Source organism: Sediminibacterium ginsengisoli (assembly GCF_900167075.1).
GTDB classification, from domain to species: Bacteria; Bacteroidota; Bacteroidia; order Chitinophagales; family Chitinophagaceae; genus Sediminibacterium; species Sediminibacterium ginsengisoli.
The window spans coordinates 554661-575948 of record NZ_FUWH01000001.1; the positions used below are offsets into that span (position 1 = coordinate 554661).

At 46.1% G+C, this 21288-nt stretch carries 17 protein-coding genes and 1 tRNA gene; 11 read left to right on the forward strand and 7 right to left on the reverse strand.

Annotated features, from left to right (window positions below):
• The first annotated feature begins 224 nt into the window (after positions 1-224).
• The 4 genes from B5D42_RS02550 (at position 225) to B5D42_RS02565 (ending at position 6508) form a co-directional block, all read left to right on the forward strand.
• The gene (locus B5D42_RS02550) at positions 225-3407 is read left to right on the forward strand and encodes a SusC/RagA family TonB-linked outer membrane protein (RefSeq protein ID WP_078829848.1); all 3183 of its coding nucleotides are present in this window, start codon (positions 225-227) and stop codon (positions 3405-3407) included.
• Positions 3408-3432: 25 nt separating this feature from the next.
• Entirely contained in the window at positions 3433-5031 is a 1599-nt protein-coding gene (locus tag B5D42_RS02555) for a SusD/RagB family nutrient-binding outer membrane lipoprotein (protein WP_078829849.1), read from the forward strand.
• A 24-nt stretch (positions 5032-5055) separates the two neighbouring features.
• A complete protein-coding gene (locus B5D42_RS02560) occupies positions 5056-6066 on the forward strand; it encodes a hypothetical protein (protein WP_139366948.1) in 1011 nt (336 codons plus the stop codon).
• 130 nt (positions 6067-6196) lie between these two features.
• Positions 6197-6508, forward strand: a complete 312-nt coding sequence (locus tag B5D42_RS02565; protein ID WP_078829851.1) for a DUF3467 domain-containing protein — start codon at positions 6197-6199, stop codon at positions 6506-6508.
• Here the strand turns inward: B5D42_RS02565 and radC are convergent.
• Positions 6505-7194 carry a RadC family protein gene (radC, locus tag B5D42_RS02570; RefSeq protein ID WP_078829852.1) on the reverse strand — a complete coding sequence of 230 codons (690 nt, stop codon included), beginning with the start codon at positions 7192-7194 and terminating at the stop codon, positions 6505-6507. The two genes, B5D42_RS02565 and radC, sit on opposite strands and share 4 nt — an antisense overlap.
• A 74-nt stretch (positions 7195-7268) precedes the next feature.
• On the opposite strand from radC, the gene B5D42_RS02575 reads away from it, so the two are divergent.
• Together B5D42_RS02575 and B5D42_RS02580 are read left to right on the forward strand one after the other, a co-directional pair.
• The gene (locus tag B5D42_RS02575; protein ID WP_078829853.1) at positions 7269-8219 is read left to right on the forward strand and encodes a ribose-phosphate pyrophosphokinase; all 951 of its coding nucleotides are present in this window, start codon (positions 7269-7271) and stop codon (positions 8217-8219) included.
• Between the two features lie 109 nt (positions 8220-8328).
• Entirely contained in the window at positions 8329-8919 is a 591-nt protein-coding gene (locus B5D42_RS02580) for a 50S ribosomal protein L25 (protein WP_078829854.1), read from the forward strand.
• A gap of 46 nt (positions 8920-8965) precedes the next feature.
• On the opposite strand, the gene B5D42_RS02585 is transcribed toward B5D42_RS02580, so the two are convergent.
• Positions 8966-10417: a sensor histidine kinase gene (locus tag B5D42_RS02585; RefSeq protein WP_176112878.1), complete on the reverse strand. Its 1452-nt coding sequence runs from the start codon at positions 10415-10417 to the stop codon at positions 8966-8968.
• On the opposite strand from B5D42_RS02585, the gene pth reads away from it, so the two are divergent.
• The 4 genes from pth to B5D42_RS02605 all read left to right on the forward strand — a co-directional run bounded on the left by pth (position 10355) and on the right by B5D42_RS02605 (position 13880).
• Positions 10355-10936 (forward strand): aminoacyl-tRNA hydrolase, encoded by a 582-nt coding sequence (gene pth, locus B5D42_RS02590; RefSeq protein WP_078829856.1) that lies wholly within the window; start codon positions 10355-10357, stop codon positions 10934-10936. The genes B5D42_RS02585 and pth overlap by 63 nt on opposite strands.
• A gap of 114 nt (positions 10937-11050) precedes the next feature.
• On the forward strand, positions 11051-11662 hold the full coding sequence (locus B5D42_RS02595; RefSeq protein ID WP_078829857.1) for a fumarylacetoacetate hydrolase family protein: 612 nt from the start codon (positions 11051-11053) through the stop codon (positions 11660-11662).
• Between the two features lie 37 nt (positions 11663-11699).
• Positions 11700-13766: an alpha-ketoacid dehydrogenase subunit alpha/beta gene (locus B5D42_RS02600; protein ID WP_078829858.1), complete on the forward strand. Its 2067-nt coding sequence runs from the start codon at positions 11700-11702 to the stop codon at positions 13764-13766.
• A gap of 40 nt (positions 13767-13806) precedes the next feature.
• Positions 13807-13880, forward strand: a tRNA-Met gene (locus tag B5D42_RS02605).
• A 91-nt stretch (positions 13881-13971) separates the two neighbouring features.
• On the opposite strand, the gene B5D42_RS02610 is transcribed toward B5D42_RS02605, so the two are convergent.
• The 4 genes from B5D42_RS02610 to B5D42_RS02625 all read right to left on the reverse strand — a co-directional run bounded on the left by B5D42_RS02610 (position 13972) and on the right by B5D42_RS02625 (position 17901).
• Positions 13972-15165, reverse strand: coding sequence for an MFS transporter (locus B5D42_RS02610; RefSeq protein ID WP_078829859.1), 1194 nt, complete (start codon positions 15163-15165; stop codon positions 13972-13974).
• Between the two features lie 157 nt (positions 15166-15322).
• Positions 15323-15829 (reverse strand): GNAT family N-acetyltransferase, encoded by a 507-nt coding sequence (locus B5D42_RS02615; protein ID WP_078829860.1) that lies wholly within the window; start codon positions 15827-15829, stop codon positions 15323-15325.
• An 86-nt stretch (positions 15830-15915) separates the two neighbouring features.
• A complete protein-coding gene (locus B5D42_RS02620) occupies positions 15916-17343 on the reverse strand; it encodes an aminotransferase-like domain-containing protein (protein ID WP_245825527.1) in 1428 nt (475 codons plus the stop codon).
• 105 nt (positions 17344-17448) lie between these two features.
• Positions 17449-17901 (reverse strand): DUF4268 domain-containing protein, encoded by a 453-nt coding sequence (locus B5D42_RS02625; RefSeq protein WP_078829862.1) that lies wholly within the window; start codon positions 17899-17901, stop codon positions 17449-17451.
• Between the two features lie 459 nt (positions 17902-18360).
• Between B5D42_RS02625 and B5D42_RS02630 the strand changes: the two genes are divergently transcribed.
• Positions 18361-18798 (forward strand): hypothetical protein, encoded by a 438-nt coding sequence (locus B5D42_RS02630; protein WP_139366949.1) that lies wholly within the window; start codon positions 18361-18363, stop codon positions 18796-18798.
• Between the two features lie 9 nt (positions 18799-18807).
• Here the strand turns inward: B5D42_RS02630 and B5D42_RS02635 are convergent, their stop codons facing one another.
• Positions 18808-21192: an outer membrane beta-barrel family protein gene (locus tag B5D42_RS02635; protein WP_078829864.1), complete on the reverse strand. Its 2385-nt coding sequence runs from the start codon at positions 21190-21192 to the stop codon at positions 18808-18810.
• Positions 21193-21288: the final 96 nt, after the last annotated feature.

Below are 21288 nucleotides of genomic sequence, written 5' to 3' on the forward strand. Positions count from 1 at the left end.
GAAGTTAAATAGATATTTTGTACTCATATAAGCAATTGATTAATAAGTTTTTAGTTTAAAAACAAACACTTGTTAACTTTTTTAACAACTAATGCAGCGATATCCGGATTAGAGGGGTCTAAGAGTTTATGTTAATTTTTAGCTAAAAAAACATGTTAAAAGTCTCTTAACATATTATAAATAGCTCTAAATTCACATTAACGTCTATTAAAAAAAACAATCACATGAAGAAAATTGTATCATCTTGCATGGTGGTGCTCCTATGCTTCGTTGTAGGAGTTACTGCCCAGGTGCGGACTGTTACGGGCAAAGTAACAGATGAAAAAGGGGCCCCCGTTCCCTCCGCGTCTATCGTTGTTAAAGGGAAGACCACCGGCGTCGCCGCTTCCGAAAATGGCTCTTATGCCATCAATGCACAACCTGGAGACATTCTCGTCGTATCCAGTGTCAATTTCGCTACAAAAGAAGTGAGAGTGGGTACCGCTACCGTACTCAATGTTATCCTCTCCGCCGAAACTGCGCTTTCTGAAGTGGTTGTTACCGCTTTGGGTGTTAGACGTAAAGCCGAAGAGATCGGCTATGCCACCACAAGGGTGGGACCAGAGCAAATTACTGCCGGTAAATCCTTTAACCTTGCCCAGGCGCTTGCCGGTAAGGTGGGTGGTCTGGTTGTAACCAACACTTCCGCTTCGGTAAATGCAACACCCCGTATCGTACTGCGTGGTCTGCGTTCCATTTCCGGTGACAACACCGCACTGATCGTTCTGGATGGTGTTGCCGTTCCTTCAAACACTATTAACTACATCAATCCGAACGATGTTGAACGGATCGATGTGATGAAAGGTGGTCAGGCTGCAACCCTCTTCGGATCCGAAGGTGTGAACGGTGCCATCATGATCACCACCAAAAAAGGAAACCGCAAACCTGAAATTACCGTTACACACAGCAGCAATATCGAAAACCTCGCTTACCTGCCTAAAACGCAGCACGGCTTTGGTTCCGGTTCTGCTTACGGCTCAAGCAGGGAAGAGAATTTCCACCCTGCTGAGAACCAGCAATACGGTCCTGCTTACGACGGATCTCTCCGTCCGCTCGGCCGCCAGCTTTCTGACGGCTCTATCCTCCTGTTGCCTTATTCCGATATTCCCGACATGCGCAAGCAGTTCTGGAATACCGGCTACACTGCACAATCAGACGTTTCTTACCGTGCGGGTGATGCCAACAGCAGCTTCTATGCATCTTACCAGAATATGCATTCCGATGGTATCGTTCCCGGTGATAACTATAACAGGAACTCTCTGCGCATGAACTCGTCCAAGACTTACGGAAGAATGAATCTTTCCTTCGATGCAACCTATGCATGGGATCATGCCGACAGAACCAATTCCGATTTCTATTTCTTTGCGCTGAACTCTGCAAGCTGGACGCCTACTTCTTTCTTTAAAGACTGGCGCAATAACAAGTATGCAGATCCGAGCAATTATTTCAATGACTACTATGCTAACCCATGGTGGAATAAAGACAACAACAGGTTCGATACCAAGAACACTTATTTCAACGGTAACATCAAGCTGAATTTCAAAGCCAGCAATGAGCTCGACTTCACTGCCCGCGTTGCCATTGCAAATACCAATACCAACACTACCACTACCGCAAACACTTATACATTCTCAGGCTGGGCAAGAACAGCAGCATTCGTAAACTATTATAATAATAACTACGATCGCTTCCTTACCGGTCTCGGTCGTTCTGTAGCTCGTACTCCTATCGCGGGTAGTATCGGCGAATCACAAAGCAACGGTAACCGTTTCAATGCCGACCTGTTTGGTAACTACAACAAATCTTTCGGTGACGTTTCCCTGAAAGTACTGGTGGGTGGATCGATCCAGGCAAGGACCAGCAAGAACATCGGTGTAAGTACCAGTGGTATCGGTTCTCCTGATCTCTATAACCTTACCAACAGTTCTACCGGTTTATATGCCGGAAGTAACGGGCAGTCTACCCAGCGTAAGATCGGTGCTTATGGTGATGTTACTGTAGGCTATAAAGGATTCATCTACGCTCACGGTGTTGTGCGCCGCGATTATACATCTGTATTCTCAGGCCCAACTATCGGATTCAACGATCCTACCTTCACCACTTATGGTGCTGACCTTTCATTCATCGTTACAGATGCATTCCCTTCCCTCAAGTCAAAAGTAGTTGACAACGTGAAGATCCGTGCGAGCTATAACAAGAACGCAAACGATAACCTGAGTGCCTACAGTCTGCAAACCGTTTATGGCAATGCAACCGGTTTCCCTTACTCAGGTCTGCTGGGTACAACAGTAGGTGGTACCATCGTGGATCCTTCACTGAAACCTGAGATTGTAAAAACAACAGAAGTAGGTTTAGAATTTGGTCTGTTTAACAACAGGATTACTGTTGAAGCGAGCTATTACTATCAGAAATCGCAGCAGCAGATTCTGAATGTAAGCATCTCCAATTCAACCGGATTCCAGAACTACCTGCTGAATGCAGCTGACGTTACCAACCAGGGTATCGATATCGAAGCACGCGCAGTTGTTGTGAAAAATAAAGACTGGACTGTAAATGTCAGCGGTAACTATGCCTACACAACAAACGTTGTAAATACACTGTATGGTGGTACCGGGCTGAACAGTCTTGAATACCAGGCTCCGGATGCGTTAGCCAGCCTGAATGCTGAAAAAGGAATGATGTTCCCTTCACTGCGTACCACAGTATTCCAGAGGGATGCAGAAGGACGTGTGATCATTGATCCTAACGACGGATGGCCATTAAGGGCTTCTTCAAGGGTAACACAGGGAACCACACTGCCTAAGCATGTACTGGGCGTTGGTCTGAACGTAAGCTATAAAAACTTCACCCTGATCGCCAATGCTGAATACCGTGGCGGACACGTTGTATACCACGATATTGGAACCGACATGACCTTCACAGGAACAGGACAGGGTACTGCTTTATATGGCAGGGATCAGTTTGTATGGCCTAATTCGGTATACCTGGATGGTGCCGGCAAATCTGTACCTAATACAAATATTGCTGTTGATAATTACAAAGCGATCTACCAGGGTTTTGGTGACCTCGGTTTCTCAAGGGGCTTCACCGGTATCGGCGAAATGTTCGTAAGCTCGGGTGCATTCTGGAAGCTGCGCGATCTTTCACTGACTTACGATTTCCCTACATCGCTTTTCCGCAATATGAATGCGATTAAAGGAATATCACTCACTGCATTTGCCAGGAACCTGATCACTATTTTACCGGCTGATAACTGGTATGCGGATCCTGAGTTCTCTAACACAAATGGAAATGCAACCGGTATCAACAATACCTTAAACACTCCTCCTGTACGTCAGATCGGTGGAACACTGAGAGTGATATTCTAACTACTAAACGTATAAATTATAAGCTATGAAGCAATTCTTTAAAATATCATTTATCGGCACAGCTCTGATCCTGCTGGTGAGCGGGTGTAAGAAGTTTGTCGATGTGAACACTAACCCCAATAATGCGGTTACAACAAAAGCGCAGTTCGTGTTCACCGGTGCGCTGGGCAACAGCTACCGGATCCAGACCAGTGCTGCCCTGATGGTAGTGCCGGGTTCATGGGTAGGCTTTTACGGACACAGTACCAGCTTCACCGGTGGTGGTGCCGAAAAGACCTACGATTTTACCACTGCAGATTTCAATGCATTCGATGGTATTTATGATAATATCGGCGATTACCAGTATGTGATTACCAACGCAGACCGCGATGGTGTTGCATTCCTGAAAGATCCTGCCAATGTAATGCAGTGTTATATGTTCCAGCAGCTGGTAGATATGTACGGCAACGTACCATATACGGATGCATTGAAAGGTGTAACGAATATCACACCTACTTATACAGATCAGAAAGTGATCTATGAAGACCTGGTGGTTCGCCTCGATTCTGCAATGGCGCGTATCGCCAGAGCTACCTGGCCAACGGATGCGTCGCTCACTGCCCAGGATGTTTATTTCCAGGGCGCCAAAGACAGCTGGATCCGTTTTGCCAATACGATCAAACTGCGTATACTGATGCGCCAGAGCTTTATGCCCGGTCGTGATACTTATATCACTACCAATATCAACAATACAATCGCGAGAGGTTATATCCAGCAGAATGTATTGGTGTCTCCCGGTTATCAGAATATAGCAGGCAAGCTGAATCCGTTCTATGCTAACTACGGATACAATGAACTGAATAACGTTACGTCCAACCACCAGTACCGTAAGATGGGTGCGCCTATCATCAACTGGCTGAAAAACAGTGTTACCACAAACGCAAGGCCGGCTTCAGCTGGTACAGTTGCTGCTACTGCAGATGCTGATACCTTCCGTTTACAGGGTCTTGCATGGCCTATCGGTACCACACCAAGTGCTCCTTCCAATACATTGTCTAACTATGTAGGTATTCCGCTGGGAGCAGGTAGTGGTTTTGCAACGGCAAGTTCTTCACCGATCGGACCATTCCAGGTTCAGGTGGGTCAGGGAACACGTCCGGGTATGCTGATGCTGCTTGCCGAAGCTTATTTCCTTCAGGCGGAAGCTGCACAGCGTTATGGTGTTGCACTCGGAACGGCGCAAAGTCTTTATGAGAGCGGTATCCTGGCACACTTCAGAACCGTGGCTGCTCCTTCTACTGCAGGTAATGCAAGCAATACCGGAGATGCATATGCGATCCGTTATTACAGCAAGCCTATACAGAATGTAGGCTGGGCTGCATCCACTGATAAGATCAGGGCTATCCTGATCCAGAAATGGGTGTCTCTGGAACATATCAACGGATTGGAAGCATGGAGCGAATACAGGAAATCATCCGGATCAACTTCAGTAGGAGTGCCGATCCTTCCGGCTACCGTTGCTTCAACCAGCAACCCTGAACCGGTGCGTTACCTCTATCCACAGACAGAATATGATGCCAATACAAATAATGTACCTGCGAGCATCAACAGGTTCACATCAAAAATCTTCTGGGACGTAAACTAATTACTAATTATAAAGGACAGCATTATGAAATATATAAAATATAGTTTGCTCTTATTTCTTGTCGCTTCTTTATCGTCATGCCTGAAATCGGCTACTGATATGGCGGGGTTGCGTACAGATAAGGGTACTATTGTGACTGCCATTACGGAAGCACAATACCTGAATACCGATGCACAGAATATCGGCTTTGGATTCAACGCGTTTACCAATTTCAGCTTTGCAACACCTGCAACTGAAGAAGTGAAATTCTTCACCCTTCACGTATCGCAGCCGCGCGAAACAAAGCTTTCAGGACCATTGCTGGTAAAAGTGGCTATGACAGCCCTCTCCGGTTTCACCGCACCACCAGCCGGAGCGATCACGATCCCGGCAGAAATATCCGTTCCTGCATCAACAGCCAATTCGTTCGATTTTCCCGTAAGGTTCACAGTTAATAAAGCTGGTTTCAACCCGGCGTTATGGTATGGTGCTACTTTCACCATTACCGCCGTTAACCAGGGAGTGTACAGCGAACTGGATAAAACGGTTGATATCATCTTTAATGGTGCCGCCGCATTCAATAACAGCCGTTATACGGGCAGGTACAAATGGACCACCACGGTCTCTGACCCCGCCGGCCAGTATGGTTATACCAACAACACCAAACCGGTTAACCTCGAAGCGAACTCAGCAGGAACACTGGATATTCTCGATTTCTCTGCTGCTGCGCTTTCTTCCGCAACCACCTATCGCTATCTGTTTGCGGCCAACCTTTCAACAGGTGCGTCAACAGCGCTGTTTGCACCAAGGTATGTGATCGATGGAACAGGTAAGGTTACGGGCATTCTGAACCAGTCAGGTACAACGGCTGTAACAGGTATTACACTGGATGCTTCCGCTCCTAACCAGTTTACTTATACGGCCAATGATAACAGGTCCATGGTAGTCAAATATTCGTTCACCCTCACTACTACTATCGGTGGCGTGGTAACACCAAGGGTTGTTACGGTTACTGAAAAATTCGAATATGATGCCCTGCAGGCTTATTACCCTTAACAGCAATACGTTTTAAGGAATATAAAGGGGCCGCCGTTTGGTGGTCCCTTTATATTTTAAGGAGGTAAATGGGAGGTCGCAGGCATAATTGTTGCCGATTTGAATACATTTGTCTATTAATTTGATTTTTATGGAGGATCCACAACAAGCCAACCAGTTGAATATCGAGATCAGTGAAGAGGTAGCGGAAGGTACCTATGCCAACCTGGCCATCATTACGCACAGTAATGCCGAATTCGTTATCGATTTTGTGAATGTGATGCCGGGAACGCCTAAAAGCAGGGTGAAATCAAGGATCATCTTTACGCCGATGCATGCCAAGCGCTTTATGAAAGCCCTGGCTGAGAATATCGAACGTTTCGAAGCAGCCAATGGGGATATCCAGGACCTTGAACATATCGAGATCCCGATGAATTTCGGTGGTCCTACCGCGCAGGCCTAAAGCACGCCGGCATCTGCAAAACTGTAATAGCCATCTTCGCCCACGATAATATGGTCGAGTATCCTGATATCAAAACAGGCTGCAGCGCGTTTCAGTTTTTCGGTAACCTGGTGATCGGCCCTGCTGGGTTTTAAATTTCCGCCCGGATGATTGTGGCAGAGGATAAGTGATGTGGCATCGTATTCCAGCGCCTTTTTAAGAATGATGCGCGGATCAGCCACCGTGCCCGTTACACCGCCCTCGCTTACGATATCCATATGCAATACCCTGTTGCCGTGATTCAGGAAGACAACAGAAAACATTTCAGTTTTTTTATATCTGAACCGCTCGTGCAGGTAATCTGCTATATCCTTGCTGCAGGTGATCACTTTTTTCTTTTTACCTGCAGTATTCCGTCTCACGCCCAGTTCCAGGGCAGCGGCCAGGTAAACGGCTTTTGCCGGGCCGATGCCTTTTATTTTCAGGTTTACCAGTTCCTTCACCGAAAAAGCCGCCAGGGTGGGGATATGCTGCCCGGAAGCATCCAGCAGGTCCCGGGCCAGTTCTACGGCATTTTTCCCGGAAATGCCGTTATTGATCAGTATCGCCAGTAATTCCGTATTACTCAGCGATTCAGGTCCGTTCTGTAAGAGCTTCTCCCGGGGCTGGTCATCACCCGACCAATCCTTGATCGTATTTTTTCTCATAGTAAAAATTTATAAAAAATCAAATCATAATTTCTTAACCTAATCTATATCTTCGCCGCACATTCCCCATACATATGAACCCTTCCGTTAAGATATTCTCCGGCACAGGGTCGCAGAAACTGGCAGAGAAAATTGCACAGAAATTCGGCGCACCTATTGGCAAGATCAATATCCAGAAATTCAGCGACGGTGAATTTCAGCCGATCTTTCTCGAAAGCATCCGCGGCGATTATGTTTTCCTTGTACAAAGCACTTATGCCCCCACAGACAACCTGATGGAGCTGCTGCTGATGATCGATGCGGCTAAAAGAGCAAGTGCCTATCGCATTATTGCGGTTATTCCGTACTACGGATTCGCACGCCAGGACCGTAAAGACAAACCCCGTGTTGCAATCGGCTCCAAACTTATAGCAACGCTGTTGGAGTCAGCCGGAGCGCACAGGGTAATTACAATGGACCTCCATGCTGCGCAGATCCAGGGCTTTTTCGATGTGCCGGTGGATCACCTGGACAGTTCAGCCATTTTCATTCCTTATATTGAACAACTGAAGCTGCAGAACCTCGCTTTTGCCGCACCGGATGTGGGAAGTACCAACCGTGTAAGGGAGATCGCCAGCTATTTCAATGCTGAAATGGTGATCTGCGATAAACACCGCAAACGCGCCAATGAAATTGCCAGCATGGTAGTGATCGGCGATGTGCAGGACCGGGATATTATCCTGGTAGACGATATCTGCGATACCGGCGGCACCCTGGCCAAAGCGGCAGGATTGCTGAAGGAAAAGGGCGCCCGGAGTGTACGGGCCCTTATCACGCACCCGGTATTGAGCGGCAAAGCGTATGAGAACATCGAAAACAGCGTACTGGAAGAGCTGGTTGTATGTGATACCATACCGCTGAAGCAGGAAACACCAAAAATTAAAGTAATATCAGTGGCAGATCTGTTTGCAATTGCAATACGTAATGCCTATGAAAATAAGAGTATTACAAGTCTTTTCATCCATTCCCAACTGAAAGGGAAATAGAGCGGGCAGAAGAGACGGAAACGGGGTTCGCAGTAATTGTTCGGTATAAAGAATATAAACTGCGAACCCATTGTTTTTTTCCCTACCTTCGCCGTCCAAAATTTTAATCATGAATACAATTACAATCGAAGGACAACTGAGGACCGAGCATGGCAAAAAAGCCGCCCGCCAGATTCGCTCTCAGGAGAACGTGCCAGCTGTAATTTACGGGGGTGCTGAGGAGATCAATTTTTATGCTCCTGCAAAGGCTTTCAAGCCTATCGTATACACAGCCGAATTCCAGGTAGCAGAAGTGAAAGTGGATGGTAAAACCTACCGCTGCATTCTGAAAGACCTGCAGTTCGACAAAGTTGATGATTCCCTGATCCACGTAGATCTGCTGGAACTCGTAGAAGACAAAAAAGTAGTAGCTACCCTGCCACTGAAGTTCGTAGGAACATCTGCCGGTGTAAAAGCGGGTGGTAAGCTGGTAACCAAGATGAAATCTCTGAAAGTAAAGGCACTGCCTAAAGACCTCAAAGAAGCCATCAATGTGGATATCACTAACCTGGAACTGAACGGAAATATCCGTGTTGAAGATGTTGATGCTCCTAACATGGAGATCATGAACTCTCCGCGTATTCCTATTGCTTCAGTAGTAATGACCCGTCAGCTGAAACAGGAAGAAGCTTCTGCAGAAAAAGAAGGAAAGAAGAAATAAGCGCCTGCAGGTGTTTATATACAAAGCCCGGTTCATCCGGGCTTTTTTATGCCTGGTGATGAACGGGGAATGAAACGAAGAATGTGCTGCCTTTGCCTTCTTCGCTTTCCACCCACATATAGCCTTTATTGAAAGCCGTGAATTCCTGGCATAAGCGAAGCCCGATGCCGGTCCCTTTTTCGTTGAGCGTGCCTCTTTTGGAGACAGGCGGCTCCCCTCCAAAAAGACTTTTTGCCGTTTCTGCGCTCATGCCAATACCGTTATCCTGGATACTGATCACGATGCGGTCGTCCTTTTTAAAAACTTTGAGCGCAATGGTGCCGCCCTGGTAACTGAATTTGACCGCATTGGAAACAAGGTTACGTAAGATCAGCAGCAGGTGATCAGGGTCTATCCACAATGTTCTTTCTATTCCCGATTCTGCAATATTCAATTGCTTGTTGTCGATATTTTCTTTCTGCAGGATCACAGCCTGGCGGAATACCGGTTCAATAGCCACATGCTGGGGCCGTGTAGCAATACCATGCAGCTGGTTCCGGCTCCATTTGAGCAGGTTGTCGAGGCTGCCCAGTAGTTCGGTAACCTGTAAGGAAAGCTGTTCGGACAGCTCCTGGAATTTCTCCTGTGTGATCGTCTTATTATTGATAAGGTATAGGGAAAGTTTGAGCTGCGCGATGGGAGATGATACATCGTGCGCAATAATGGAGATCAGCTTTTCCCGGGTATTGTTCAGTACTTCCAGTTCCTGGTTTTTGGCGGCGAGCTTTTGCTCGGCAAGGATATGTTCGTTCCGGAGATACTGAACAACGATGCTTACGAGCGAAAGCGCCATCATGATATTCACGATCACCCGGTTGGCCGGTAAAATATCGATCGCATAAGCGCTGGTGTCTGTCATACGCATCCAGGTGAAAAGGAGTACGTCGAGACAGGATAGCAGTATAATGAGCCACCTTTTATGAAAGATGATCGCAACTACCGTCATGTGGGCAATCAGGTAATATTCGTTCCCGTTTTGAAATGCGATGCCGCCGAAAGTGAAGAAGAAACTTCCTAGTACGGCCAGTACGGTGACAAATACCCTGAATCGCCTGAAGTGATTGATCAGGATGAAAAAAAGGTTGCCGGCCAGGCTGCATCCGCCAATGGCTGCGGCCGCATAATGCCCGTTGATAATATTCGTAATGATAAAGAAAAGGGTAACTGGTGCATAGACAATTGCAACCAGGTTCAGGGTCCTGATCCGCTTCCGTTCACGAAATGAAATATCGTCCGTAACGCCTGCATCGAGCAAAGCATTAACCAGTTTTACCAGGTTACCTGTCATGTTCACAGTGGAAGGAGGGGGAAAGCCTTCCGGGAGCAATATAAGTTTTATGGCAATAAAATGGCGTAAAAAACCATACAATCCGCTGGTGTTCAGTAATTTTACACTATGAGCAAATTCCTGCTGGTTGGCTTGGGTAATATCGGTGAGGCATACATTAATACACGTCATAATATCGGTTTTGATGTGGTGAACGCCTTCGTATTGAAGCATGGCGGTTTTTTCCGTAACGACCGGCTGGCCGATGTGGCAGAAGTGAAGTGGAAGGGCAGGCAGTTCATCTGCATCAAACCCACCACTTTCATGAACCTCAGCGGGAAAGCATTTAAATACTGGATGGATAAGGAAAAGGTCCAGTTAGCCAATACACTCACTATTGTAGATGATCTGGCTTTGCCCATCAATAAACTCAGGCTCCGCCCTTCAGGCAGCGATGCCGGCCATAACGGACTGCGCGATATACAGCTTACATTAGGAACGGATGCTTATCCCAAACTGCGTTTTGGCATCGGGAACAATTTTCCCAAAGGCAGGCAGGTAGAGTTTGTACTGGGGCGATGGCAGGCTTCAGAACAGGGCCTGGTAAACCAGAAAGTGCAGAAATGCACCGAGATCATCGAATCTTTTGCTACCGTTGGTATAGAAAAAACCATGAATATGGTAAATAATTTGGCATTCACCCAAGAATGACCTTATTTCACAATATAATAATGCACAAAATCTAATACAAGTGAAAACAACCTGACCCCCAAGGCTGTAAATCATTATTTGAAAACGCTTGTATTAGCATTTAAACGTATTAGTATGAAGATTTTTTGCGTAGGCAGGAACTACGCCGATCATGCGAAAGAACTGGGCAATGCGGTTCCTGAGGAACCTGTTATCTTCATGAAACCCAAGAGCGCACTACTTCAACCCAACGTACCATTCTATTACCCGGAATTCTCCAACGAGCTTCATTACGAGGCAGAACTGGTTTTGAGGGTATCCAAGAACGGTAAATATGTTCCCGAAACACATGCCGGTAAATATTATGACGCCATTACGGTGGGGATAGACTTTACCGCCCGTGACCTGCAGGCCGAACTGAAGAAAAAGGGGCTCCCATGGGAAAAAGCAAAAGCCTGGGATAATTCAGCCGTACTTGGTAAATGGGTGCCGCTTACACCCGAGATCTCACGCAACCCGATCCTCTTCTCGTTGAAAAAGAACGGTGAAACCGTACAGAGCGGTAATTCAACTCACATGATCTTCTCTTTCAACCAGATCGTTGCCCATATTTCAAACTATTTTTCACTGAATATCGGCGACCTGATCTATACCGGTACACCGGCCGGTGTAGGAGAATGTGTATCAGGTGACCTGCTTGAGGGTTATCTTGCAGAACAGAAAATGTTCGCGCTGGAAATAAAATAACAGATCCGGCGTTTTTAACCCAAGAGGAAAACAGACGATGCTGACGCCAACTTTACTATTGCAGGCTTATAAACTAATGGCTACAGCCAAAGCCATGTGCGATACCTACGATGCCAACAGGCAGGTATGCAAATATGTTCATTCAACTTCCCGGGGTCATGAAGCCATCCAGCTGGCTACAGGTATGCAATTGTCTGCCTGCGACTGGGTGAGCCCTTATTACCGCGACGACAGCATTATGTTATCTGTCGGGTTTACACCCTATGAGCTGATGCTGCAGCTGCTGGCCAAAAAGGATGATCCTTTTTCCGGCGGCCGTTCTTATTACTGCCACCCGAGCAGCCGCGATGAAGACAGGCCCTTTATCATACACCAGAGCAGTGCTACGGGCATGCAGGCTATTCCAACCACAGGCCTTGCACAGGGCATCCGCTTCCTGGAAAAATACGCTTCTGAAAAGATCGGCAGAACCGCTGAAGGACAATTGCCGATCGTGGTTTGTTCGCTGGGTGATGGCAGTGTAACGGAAGGTGAAGTGAGCGAAGCGCTGCAGTTTGCCGTGCTGAAGCAATTACCGGTCGTATACCTGGTACAGGATAACCAATGGAGCATCAGCGCTTCTTCAGATGAAGTGCGGAATATGAATGCATTTGATTATGCCCAGGGTTTTAAAGGATTAAAAAGACTTCAGTGCGATGGCAGCGATTTCGTACGCAGCTATGAGACGATGGGAGAAGCCATTGCTTATGCAAGAATGGAAAGAAAACCTGTACTGGTGCATGCAAAAGTGCCCTTGCTGGGTCACCATACGAGTGGTGTACGCAAAGAGTTTTACCGTACCCGTGAAGACCTGCTGAAGCACGGTTTATACGATCCGCTGCCTAAACTGCGGCTCCTGCTCACAGATGTTGGTGTGCCTGAACATGAAGTGAGCGCAGCGGAAACAGAAGCGCTGGAACTGGTAACGGAAGCATTTAAAAAAGCGCAGATCGCGCAGGATCCGCATGCGGCATCTGTTGCAGATCACGTATTTGCGCCTACGCCGGTTAAAGAAGAAAAAGGCCAGCGCTCACCGAAGAACGCTGAGAAAATATTAATGGTTGATGCAGCTTTGCATGCCGTGGAAGAGATCATGGAAGAATATCCGGAAGCAATCCTCTACGGACAGGATGTGGGCGGAAGACTGGGCGGTGTTTTCCGCGAAGCGGCAACACTGGCAGACAAATTCGGCGATCACAGGGTATTCAACACTGCTATACAGGAAGCTTATATAGTGGGTTCTACAGCCGGTTTATCGGCGGTAGGGATGAAGCCGATTGTAGAAGTACAGTTTGCAGACTATATCTACCCGGGGTTTAACCAGCTGGTAACGGAATTGTCCAAATCATGCTATCTCTCCAACGGAAAATTCCCGGTACAGATGGTACTCCGCGTTCCCATCGGCGCTTATGGCGGGGGCGGGCCCTACCATAGCGGAAGTATAGAAAGCACTTTGCTTACCATTAAAGGGATTAAAGTAGTATACCCTTCCAATGCCGCTGATATGAAAGGCCTCATGAAAGCAGCTTTCCTCGATCCAAACCCGGTGATCATGCTGGAGCATAAAGGCCTGTACTGGAGCAAGGTTCCCGGTACCGAGGATGCCCGTACCACGGAACCGGATAAGGATTATGTACTCCCGCTCGGCAAAGCGAATACCGTGCTTGCGGCCGACAGCAATGCCCTGAAAAAAGGCGAGACTGTATGCGTGATCACTTACGGAATGGGTGTATACTGGGCTAAAACGGTAGCTGCCCAATACCCCGGCCAGGTAGAAATTATTGACCTGCGTACGCTTTATCCATTGGATGAAGAAGCGGTTTTTGCAGCAGCAACCAGGCACGGAAAAGTACTGGTATTAACGGAAGAGCAACAGAACAACTCCTTTTCTGAAGCCCTTGCCCTGCGTATTACCAACCAATGTTACCATTTCCTGGATGCCAGAGTGGAAGTAATGGGCGCCATGGATCTGCCTGCAGTGCCTATTAATACTGTATTGGAGGCTATGATGCTGCCTACTCCGGCAAAACTGGCAGAAAGGATCGATAAACTTTTGCAGTACTAAATGCAAGTTCCTATATTTGCACCCCCTAAACGGGGGAATCGGCGAGGTAGCTCAGTTGGTTAGAGCGCAGGATTCATAACCCTGAGGTGATGGGTTCAATTCCCATCCTCGCTACAAAATGCAAAAAGTCGCTAATCATTAGCGACTTTTTTGTTGTTAATAGTTCCAGCCAGGAAATGCAGGCCTGATCGGGTTGCATTCCGTGTTATTTTTCACCTTTGAATGTTTTCACTGCAATACCTGCGGCGATCACCCCCGCTCCTCCGAATAACATAAAAGTTTCATTCAGCCCGGTATTAACGATCAGGCTGAAAAGCAGGCTGCCAAACCCGTAACCCATAAAAAGAAAAAATGCGAATAAACCTGTTGCTGCTCCTTTTTTAGGAGAAACGGTGGTGATGATGGCGGCATATAAAGGCTGGGTTAGATCAAAGCCGAGGGATAAGGTGGCGATAAAAACACAGGATGCTGCCAGTGAATAATTCATCCCCAGGAATATGGCTGATAATGCCCCAGTCAGAATACCGATCGGGATGATCCTGTTGCGGCCGAATTTGTCGGCAAGTTTGCCAAGCAGCGGGCCAAGTAATAATCCCGGAATACCATAACCAAGCAGCGCAAAACCGATCTCCCTTTCATCAAGCTGGTAATTTTTATAAAAGTAATAACCGGTCCAGGAGAAAACACCGCTGTGAAACATGCCATTGAACAATACAAAAAGATAGGTTTTCCTGCCCCGGGGCTGCCAATAGATTTCTTTGAACGATGTAAACATTGTACGGAAGCTTCCGTAATTGCTGTCATTTTTATGATACAGTTTTTTGCTGTATAAGATTAGTATGATTAAAATACATACACCAACTGCGGCTACAGTCCAGAACATCATCTGCCAGCCTAACCGGGCTGTAAGCAAAGCGCCGGCGCTGGATCCGAAAGCCATTCCCCCGGCCATACATCCGAAAAAAATGCCTAACGCATGTCCGCGCTTTTCATACGGGAACCGATCTCCTATCCAGCCGATCGTGGTTGGCGCCACACCGCCTGCACCAATACCGGTTAACAGCCGTAGCAGGATCATCTGATCGATGGAATAACAGAAGCCTGTACATGCAGTTAAAACAATGAAACAGGACATTGAAAACAGTATAACCGGAAACCGCCCGTATTTGTCAGATAAAGGTGCGTAGATCAGGGTTGCAATGCCGTATCCTAATAAATAGGCAGGCTCTATAAAACTCACGTGACGTACAGAGGCCCTGAACAGTGAAGCAAGCCCGGGTAAAATCGGCGCTACCATAAATCCCTGAAAGAAAATGATAAAAGTTCCTAATGATAATATCACAACCAGCAATACAGATGCTGGTTCAGGGATGCTGTTTGATGATTGATTCGATCGCATTTTGATGAATTGGAAAAGATGAACAGAAACCTGACAGCAATGCCCACTCCATCTGCAGTAATACAAAAACGGATGAGCTTAATCAATGCGCAGGAATAAATAAAGTGATGATCCGGAAAGATATTTATTCAGCCACCGATCGACGGTACAGCAACTGTTATGCAATTAAATACAGCGACTTTAACGGTAAATCGTCATGTTGCGCCGCCTCATTTTGCCTGACGAATCCGTTTGCTTCAAAAAAATCAATGAGCGGGTTTTCGATGTATTCATTCACCCAGATATTCTCATAGGATCTGCAGACTGCTATGCATTTACTGAATAAAGATTCTCTTACAGCAATATTGTTATGCCTGTTTAATACAGAGAAGTCTGCAATGCGGATAGCTCTGTTCTGATGCAGAGAAGCAGGCTTTTTTCCTTTAGTGGTGATCCGTGCATAACCCGCGGGCTCATTATCCGCATACACAACCAGCCATTGATTCGACATGCTGTTGACCTCATGAATAAGCGCCTGCCTGGTTAAATGCGCTGCGATATAACTGGTGATTATCTGCTCTTCGGGGAGGAATAAAAACTTTTCTTTTGCCGACTCCCGGGTCAGCATTAAAAGATCATCAATTCCCTGATCAGTTGCTACTGTAAATTTTGTGATGATAGCCATATCTTATTAAATGAAGACAGGCAAATGTAAGCGGCATTCCAGGCTGCATTCCGGTACACATTCTGTAATTATAACCAGTACAGATACTAACGAAACTTCAACCCGGCAAGCCTGATCGCTTTTATTCTTTCCGGTGAAAATTTATCTGCAAATACCAGCCTGAAATGTTTACTGAATGTTCCGGAGAATGAGAAAGTATATCCCGGCGTGAATCTTACCCCTACCTTCTCGCAATGCGCGTAAAAATGTTGCATATCGGTATCGTCGGGCATCCTGACCCATAGATTATAGCCGCCCGGTGGAACATGTACGGCCGTTTTATCAGGAAAATAATCTGATAGCAAACTGACAGCCAGGTAAGCGTTCCGGGCCAGCTGCATACGGAATGAACGAACATGCCGGTCATAACTGCTCCTGCTCAATAAACGGTTCACAGTTTCCTGGTATAATGGCGAAACCGTACTGCCCAGGGCAAACTTAATCTGTTCCGCGCGCTGCATGAATTTACCTGCAGCCAGCCAGCCGAGCCTGATGCCCGGCGCAAGTGTTTTTGCATAAGACGAATACGACAAGACGATGCCACTTTCATCAAAACTTTTTATTGTTGAAGGTCTCTCGCCTCGAAAATTAAGATCGCCATAAATATCATTCTCAATAACTGCTACATTGTACCGGAGCGCTACAGATAATAACTCCTGCTTTTGTTCGTCTGAAAGCAATGTCCCTGTCGGGTTATGAAAGTTCGGTGTTACAATTACAGCTTTAACGCTATTGTTTTGACATGCTTTCCTCAAAAAAGCAATATCAAAACCCTGCGATACACTCACCGGTATCTCAATTACTTTTAAACGGAGCACTCTTATTACTTCAAGTACTGAAAACACACAAGGACTTTCTACCGCAATGATATCTCCGGCATTACAAACAGAAGTCAACGCTATATATAGTGCCTGTAATGCACCATCGGTAATCATCAGTTCATCCGGGTCAATTATGGACTGATAGGCAGAAGCCCTTTGAATAATACGGTTCTTCAGCTCTGTTAAACCATTTGACGGATAATACCGCAACAGGCCAGCGCTTTGCTGCCGGATCACTTCCTGCATGGTCCGTAGCAGCAATTTGTGCGGTATTAAAAGATCGCCCGGAGCTGCAACATTAAATTCAGAAAACTTACGCCCAGATTTTAATGAAGTAGTCAATTCGAGATGTTTTTTGAAAACTGCATCCCTGACTACGGGACTGCGCTTAACCTTTTCAGACCGCTCCGGCCGGATTGGCTTGGCTGTAACATAATAACCTGATTTTGGAATGCTTTCCACCAATCCCCTCATCAGCAGGTAAGCATACCCATTTTGTACAGTACTGATGCTCAGCTGGTATTGCTCCTTTATTTCCCGTACGGACGGAAGCTTGTGCCCAGGCGCGAAGACCCCCTGCCTGATATTTTTTTCGATAATGGCGGTAAATATTTCAAATTTATAGACCTTCATATCTGTACTGCTTCTTTTCACATATCTGATACCTGTATTGCAAAATTAAGCAGTCGGCCCGGATTTTAATTTTGTAACTCACCGATCAAATGCAGTAAGCGTAGCCAGGGAACTGAAGATGCATTGTCAGAGAAACAGCTCCTTCACCTCATTCCAGAACTGATCGAGCAGGATGATCCTGGGTTTGAAGAAAGAAATGATTTCGGGCCAGTCAGCCTGTTTTAAAACATCTACATCTTTAATCTGAACCGAGATACTGCTTATAGGTGTACCATCGCTGTTGATGGCATTTTCTTCCCAGTTCCAGGCCTCGCCCAGTGTCTCGTGCAGCATTGATCTGACTTGTTCAAAACGGGCAAAATATTGTGCACGGAGTTCCGGGTCGGAATGTGTGATCTCTATTGCAACGGCGGCGAATGACCTTTCGGCTTTCAGTCTGAAATAAATATTCCGGATGCCTGTTTTATAGTTCGACCAGCTCACTTTATCTCCGCCTGCTGATGGAACGGGTTGCATATACTGGCCAAATCTTGTCCAGAAGGATTGTTTGATAGCAGAAGATTCTTCCCTGGTGTACATAATGGAAAGGTAAATGATAATTTGGTTGGTGAAAGTTGTTACTGGTCAGGCGAGCTCAGGTATTCGTAAGAATTTACTAATCAAATAAATCGACCAGTCTTTGCTGAGTCCCCTTCGAAAACATCGGCGGAGGCAGCGTAAGATCGGTATGGTTAACCAATAACCAAAAGATCCTACCAGTCTTTGCAGAGGCGCCTCTTTGGGTTCGGTACAGTTGTGGTCCGGCGACCAACAACGGCGGAAAGAATCTATAAACAGCTTTGGAATAGCGAGTGCCTGCTCGGAAGACATCAGCGAGAGAAAATAGTCTTCAATCGGCTGCCGGCAACCACATATTCCTGCTTGGATAAATAAAAAGAAATGTTCAACTTTACAGTGGTAAAGCTCTTACGAAGGATATAATTCAGCTTGGATTTCCGGATTGTTTGGACAGATTCTCTGACTCTAAAACATCTCTATATGGAAACCACTTCACCTTACAGGTATTCAATCCCCGTGAGGGGTATTATGGGCGGCTTGTTCGTTGGCATCGCTGCCACAATTCTCAATCTGATTTTTGATGTTATGTACCGCAAAATGACCGGCTATGAATTTGCCGAGTACATCAATATCAATTCCATCATTTTCTTTACAATTCCCACGCTGATCGTTGCAGGCATTGTGTATGGTATTCTCCGCGAATACGTCAGGAATGGTATGGTGATCTATATCGTGCTTTCTGTTGTGCTGACGATCATTGTAGCATTCATCCCGCTCGGTCCGCATATGCTCCCGACAGGAGCCCTGATGCCCCCCAGTGCAAGAGGACTTACGCTGGGTGTAGAGATCATTACCGGTGCAGCAGGTGCATTTGCGCTACCATATTTTGCCGAGCACCCCAAAATATGGATAAGCTGAGAATGGTGATCAGTTGTCGATCCGCTTTTTCTCATCGCTGTTTTCCTGTTCAATCTTCTTCCTGGCGAAAGTTTTGCCAAGGCTGAAATTGTAATTGAATGCCAGTGCAAAATTCCTTGTTTGTCTTTTCTGATAAAACTCTACATGTGTGCCGTTATAATCTGTTTTCTCCTGCTCACGTGCTGTATTGAGAAGGTCTGAAATATAAAAGCTGATGCGGCCTTTGTTGTTCAGGATCCTGCGCGACATACTGAAGTCAGTATAGATAAAATCAGATGCTTTGGAATTGGCTGTTACATAAGCTGATCTGTATTCGAGACCAATATTCAGTTCGGCTATTTTCTTCAGTATAAAATTCTGTGTTGATCTCAAGGAGTAGCTTGTCTGCTTAATCGAAAAATCCTGGTATTTATTGCTGGTACGGTAAAGCGAAAGATTACTGATGCTGTTCCACCAACTGAAGATCTTTGTATTGGCATTCAGCAGTAAGCCAGCTTCGGTACTGCTGTTAAAGTTCCGGTACTGTGTTTCAATAATATTATTGCCCAGCGGATTGGTTAGCTGCGCGATGATATGATCTGTTACCGAAAAATATATATCTGCCGACAGTCCATGCAGAAACTGGTAACCAGCCTGTATATTATGGGTATATTGTGGTAACAGATCCGGGTTGCCAGTGATAACTGTTACCTTATTGATCTGGAGCCGGTATGGATTCAGCTGGTTGAACCCGGGGCGCTGTAATCTCCGCGCATAGCTGAAATAGATCATACTGCCACCCTCTTCGTTAAGTGTCTGCGTTGCAAACAATGAAGGGAACCAACCGAAATAACTGCGTGAGAATTGCTGACCATCTGTAACCGAATGACCATGCGCATAGGTCTGCTCGGCCCGGAGTCCCGCGTGAACACTGGTTTTATTCCATGTTTTGCTCAGCGAAGCATAAGCCATCAGTAAGGTTTCATCGTAAATGAAATGATTGCTGGCAGACTGGTTCCTTACGGGTATATTATTAATGTAATCGTCTACAATCGTTTCATTATCTCTTTTAATAGCAGCATATTTGGCCCCCGCTTTGAATTCTGTTTTAGCCGGTAATACTTTGGTGAAGTCGGATTGTAATGTATAAATGGTGGTTATATTCGGTGTGCTGTTGGTATACCGTGCGTTTTGCTGTACATCACTGTATAATCCTTCAAATGCATTGATCTCCTCTTTTGTTCCTTTTGTATAGTCGCCGATGATCTTTAATCCGGAACCAAGGGAATCCAGCTTCAGTTTGTAAGTAATATTGACACCATTGTTCCCCGGCTTACGGAACCAGTCTGAATAATTAACACCTGTAACGATTGTGCCTCCGGTATGCTCTTCTATGTATGTGGTAAATACATTGGATAATCTGCTGTTGGTAAGCTGACTTTGCAGGGTAACGGACTGGTTATCCGAGATATCATATGCAGCGTTCAGGCGGTATAACTGACGCGTATTGCGGTTATGCCTGAAGCCGGAACCATGATAAGTATTCTTGTTCGCATAAAGAATATCATTGGTGCCGCTGGCGCTGTTTTTATCAAGCATTGCTGATGTGTTTCCGGACAGATAAAAGGCATTTCGTTTATAATCGAACGATATGCCACCGTTGATATAGGGCTCTTTCCCCTGCTGCCGGTATTGCGAAAAAATGCTGCCGGTCAGCCCGTCACGTCTTCCCTTTTTCAGAATGATATGAATGATGCCGCCGGAACCGGATGCTTCAAATTCTGCGGGCGGGTTCTGGATAATTTCTATACGGCTGATATCTTCCGATTTAAGGGTTCTCAGGTATTCTGCAAGTGCATCGCTATCCATGCGCTGCATTACATCGTTGATCATAACAGTTACCGACTGGTTGCCGTTGATGCGTATGCTGCCATCCTGCGATACCCATACACCGGGTGATCTTTCCAGTACATCAAGCCCCGATCCGGCACTTGCGAGAAAGCTGTTCTCGACGTTCACAATATAACGGTCCGCCTTTCTTGTTACCAGCGGTTTGGTTGCCGTAACTGTAACGTTGGCCAGCATATGTGCATCCTGCACTAATACGATCTTTGAGATACCTGTAGTGTCTGGATAAACAAAATGTTTGGTAAAAGGAAGATAACCTGCCAGCGTGCATTTCAGATCATAAGATTTTCCCTGTTCGGGCGAAGCTGATAAAATAAAATGACCGGCGCTGTCTGCGATGGACGCAGCTGCAAAACTGCTGTCCCTGAGCAATACCAGTGATGCATTTGCAAGGGGATTACCCTTATTGTCTGTAACAGTGCCTTTTAATTGCTGTTGTGCAATGGTATAAGCAGGAAAACAGAATAAGATCAGGCCAATGTATAAATAACGAAACGGTTGCTGCATAATGCCGGTTATACAAAATTGATAATGATGTTTAAAACGGAGGGCGTATAGACATACTCCCTCTTAACCCAATCAGCTTTATAGTATGAAAAGCGA

Bases quoted from the DNA above. Each gene is read 5' to 3' on its own strand.
- B5D42_RS02550 (WP_078829848.1), top strand. From the start codon at position 225: ATGAAGAAAATTGTATCATCTTGCATGGTGGTGCTCCTATGCTTCGTT.
- B5D42_RS02555 (WP_078829849.1), top strand. From the start codon at position 3,433: ATGAAGCAATTCTTTAAAATATCATTTATCGGCACAGCTCTGATCCTG.
- B5D42_RS02560 (WP_139366948.1), top strand. From the start codon at position 5,056: ATGAAATATATAAAATATAGTTTGCTCTTATTTCTTGTCGCTTCTTTA.
- B5D42_RS02565 (WP_078829851.1), top strand. From the start codon at position 6,197: ATGGAGGATCCACAACAAGCCAACCAGTTGAATATCGAGATCAGTGAA.
- radC (WP_078829852.1), bottom strand. From the start codon at position 7,194: ATGAGAAAAAATACGATCAAGGATTGGTCGGGTGATGACCAGCCCCGG.
- B5D42_RS02575 (WP_078829853.1), top strand. From the start codon at position 7,269: ATGAACCCTTCCGTTAAGATATTCTCCGGCACAGGGTCGCAGAAACTG.
- B5D42_RS02580 (WP_078829854.1), top strand. From the start codon at position 8,329: ATGAATACAATTACAATCGAAGGACAACTGAGGACCGAGCATGGCAAA.
- pth (WP_078829856.1), top strand. From the start codon at position 10,355: ATGAGCAAATTCCTGCTGGTTGGCTTGGGTAATATCGGTGAGGCATAC.
- B5D42_RS02585 (WP_176112878.1), bottom strand. From the start codon at position 10,417: ATGACGTGTATTAATGTATGCCTCACCGATATTACCCAAGCCAACCAG.
- B5D42_RS02595 (WP_078829857.1), top strand. From the start codon at position 11,051: ATGAAGATTTTTTGCGTAGGCAGGAACTACGCCGATCATGCGAAAGAA.
- B5D42_RS02600 (WP_078829858.1), top strand. From the start codon at position 11,700: ATGCTGACGCCAACTTTACTATTGCAGGCTTATAAACTAATGGCTACA.
- B5D42_RS02610 (WP_078829859.1), bottom strand. From the start codon at position 15,165: ATGCGATCGAATCAATCATCAAACAGCATCCCTGAACCAGCATCTGTA.
- B5D42_RS02615 (WP_078829860.1), bottom strand. From the start codon at position 15,829: ATGGCTATCATCACAAAATTTACAGTAGCAACTGATCAGGGAATTGAT.
- B5D42_RS02625 (WP_078829862.1), bottom strand. From the start codon at position 17,901: ATGTACACCAGGGAAGAATCTTCTGCTATCAAACAATCCTTCTGGACA.
- B5D42_RS02630 (WP_139366949.1), top strand. From the start codon at position 18,361: ATGGAAACCACTTCACCTTACAGGTATTCAATCCCCGTGAGGGGTATT.
- B5D42_RS02635 (WP_078829864.1), bottom strand. From the start codon at position 21,192: ATGCAGCAACCGTTTCGTTATTTATACATTGGCCTGATCTTATTCTGT.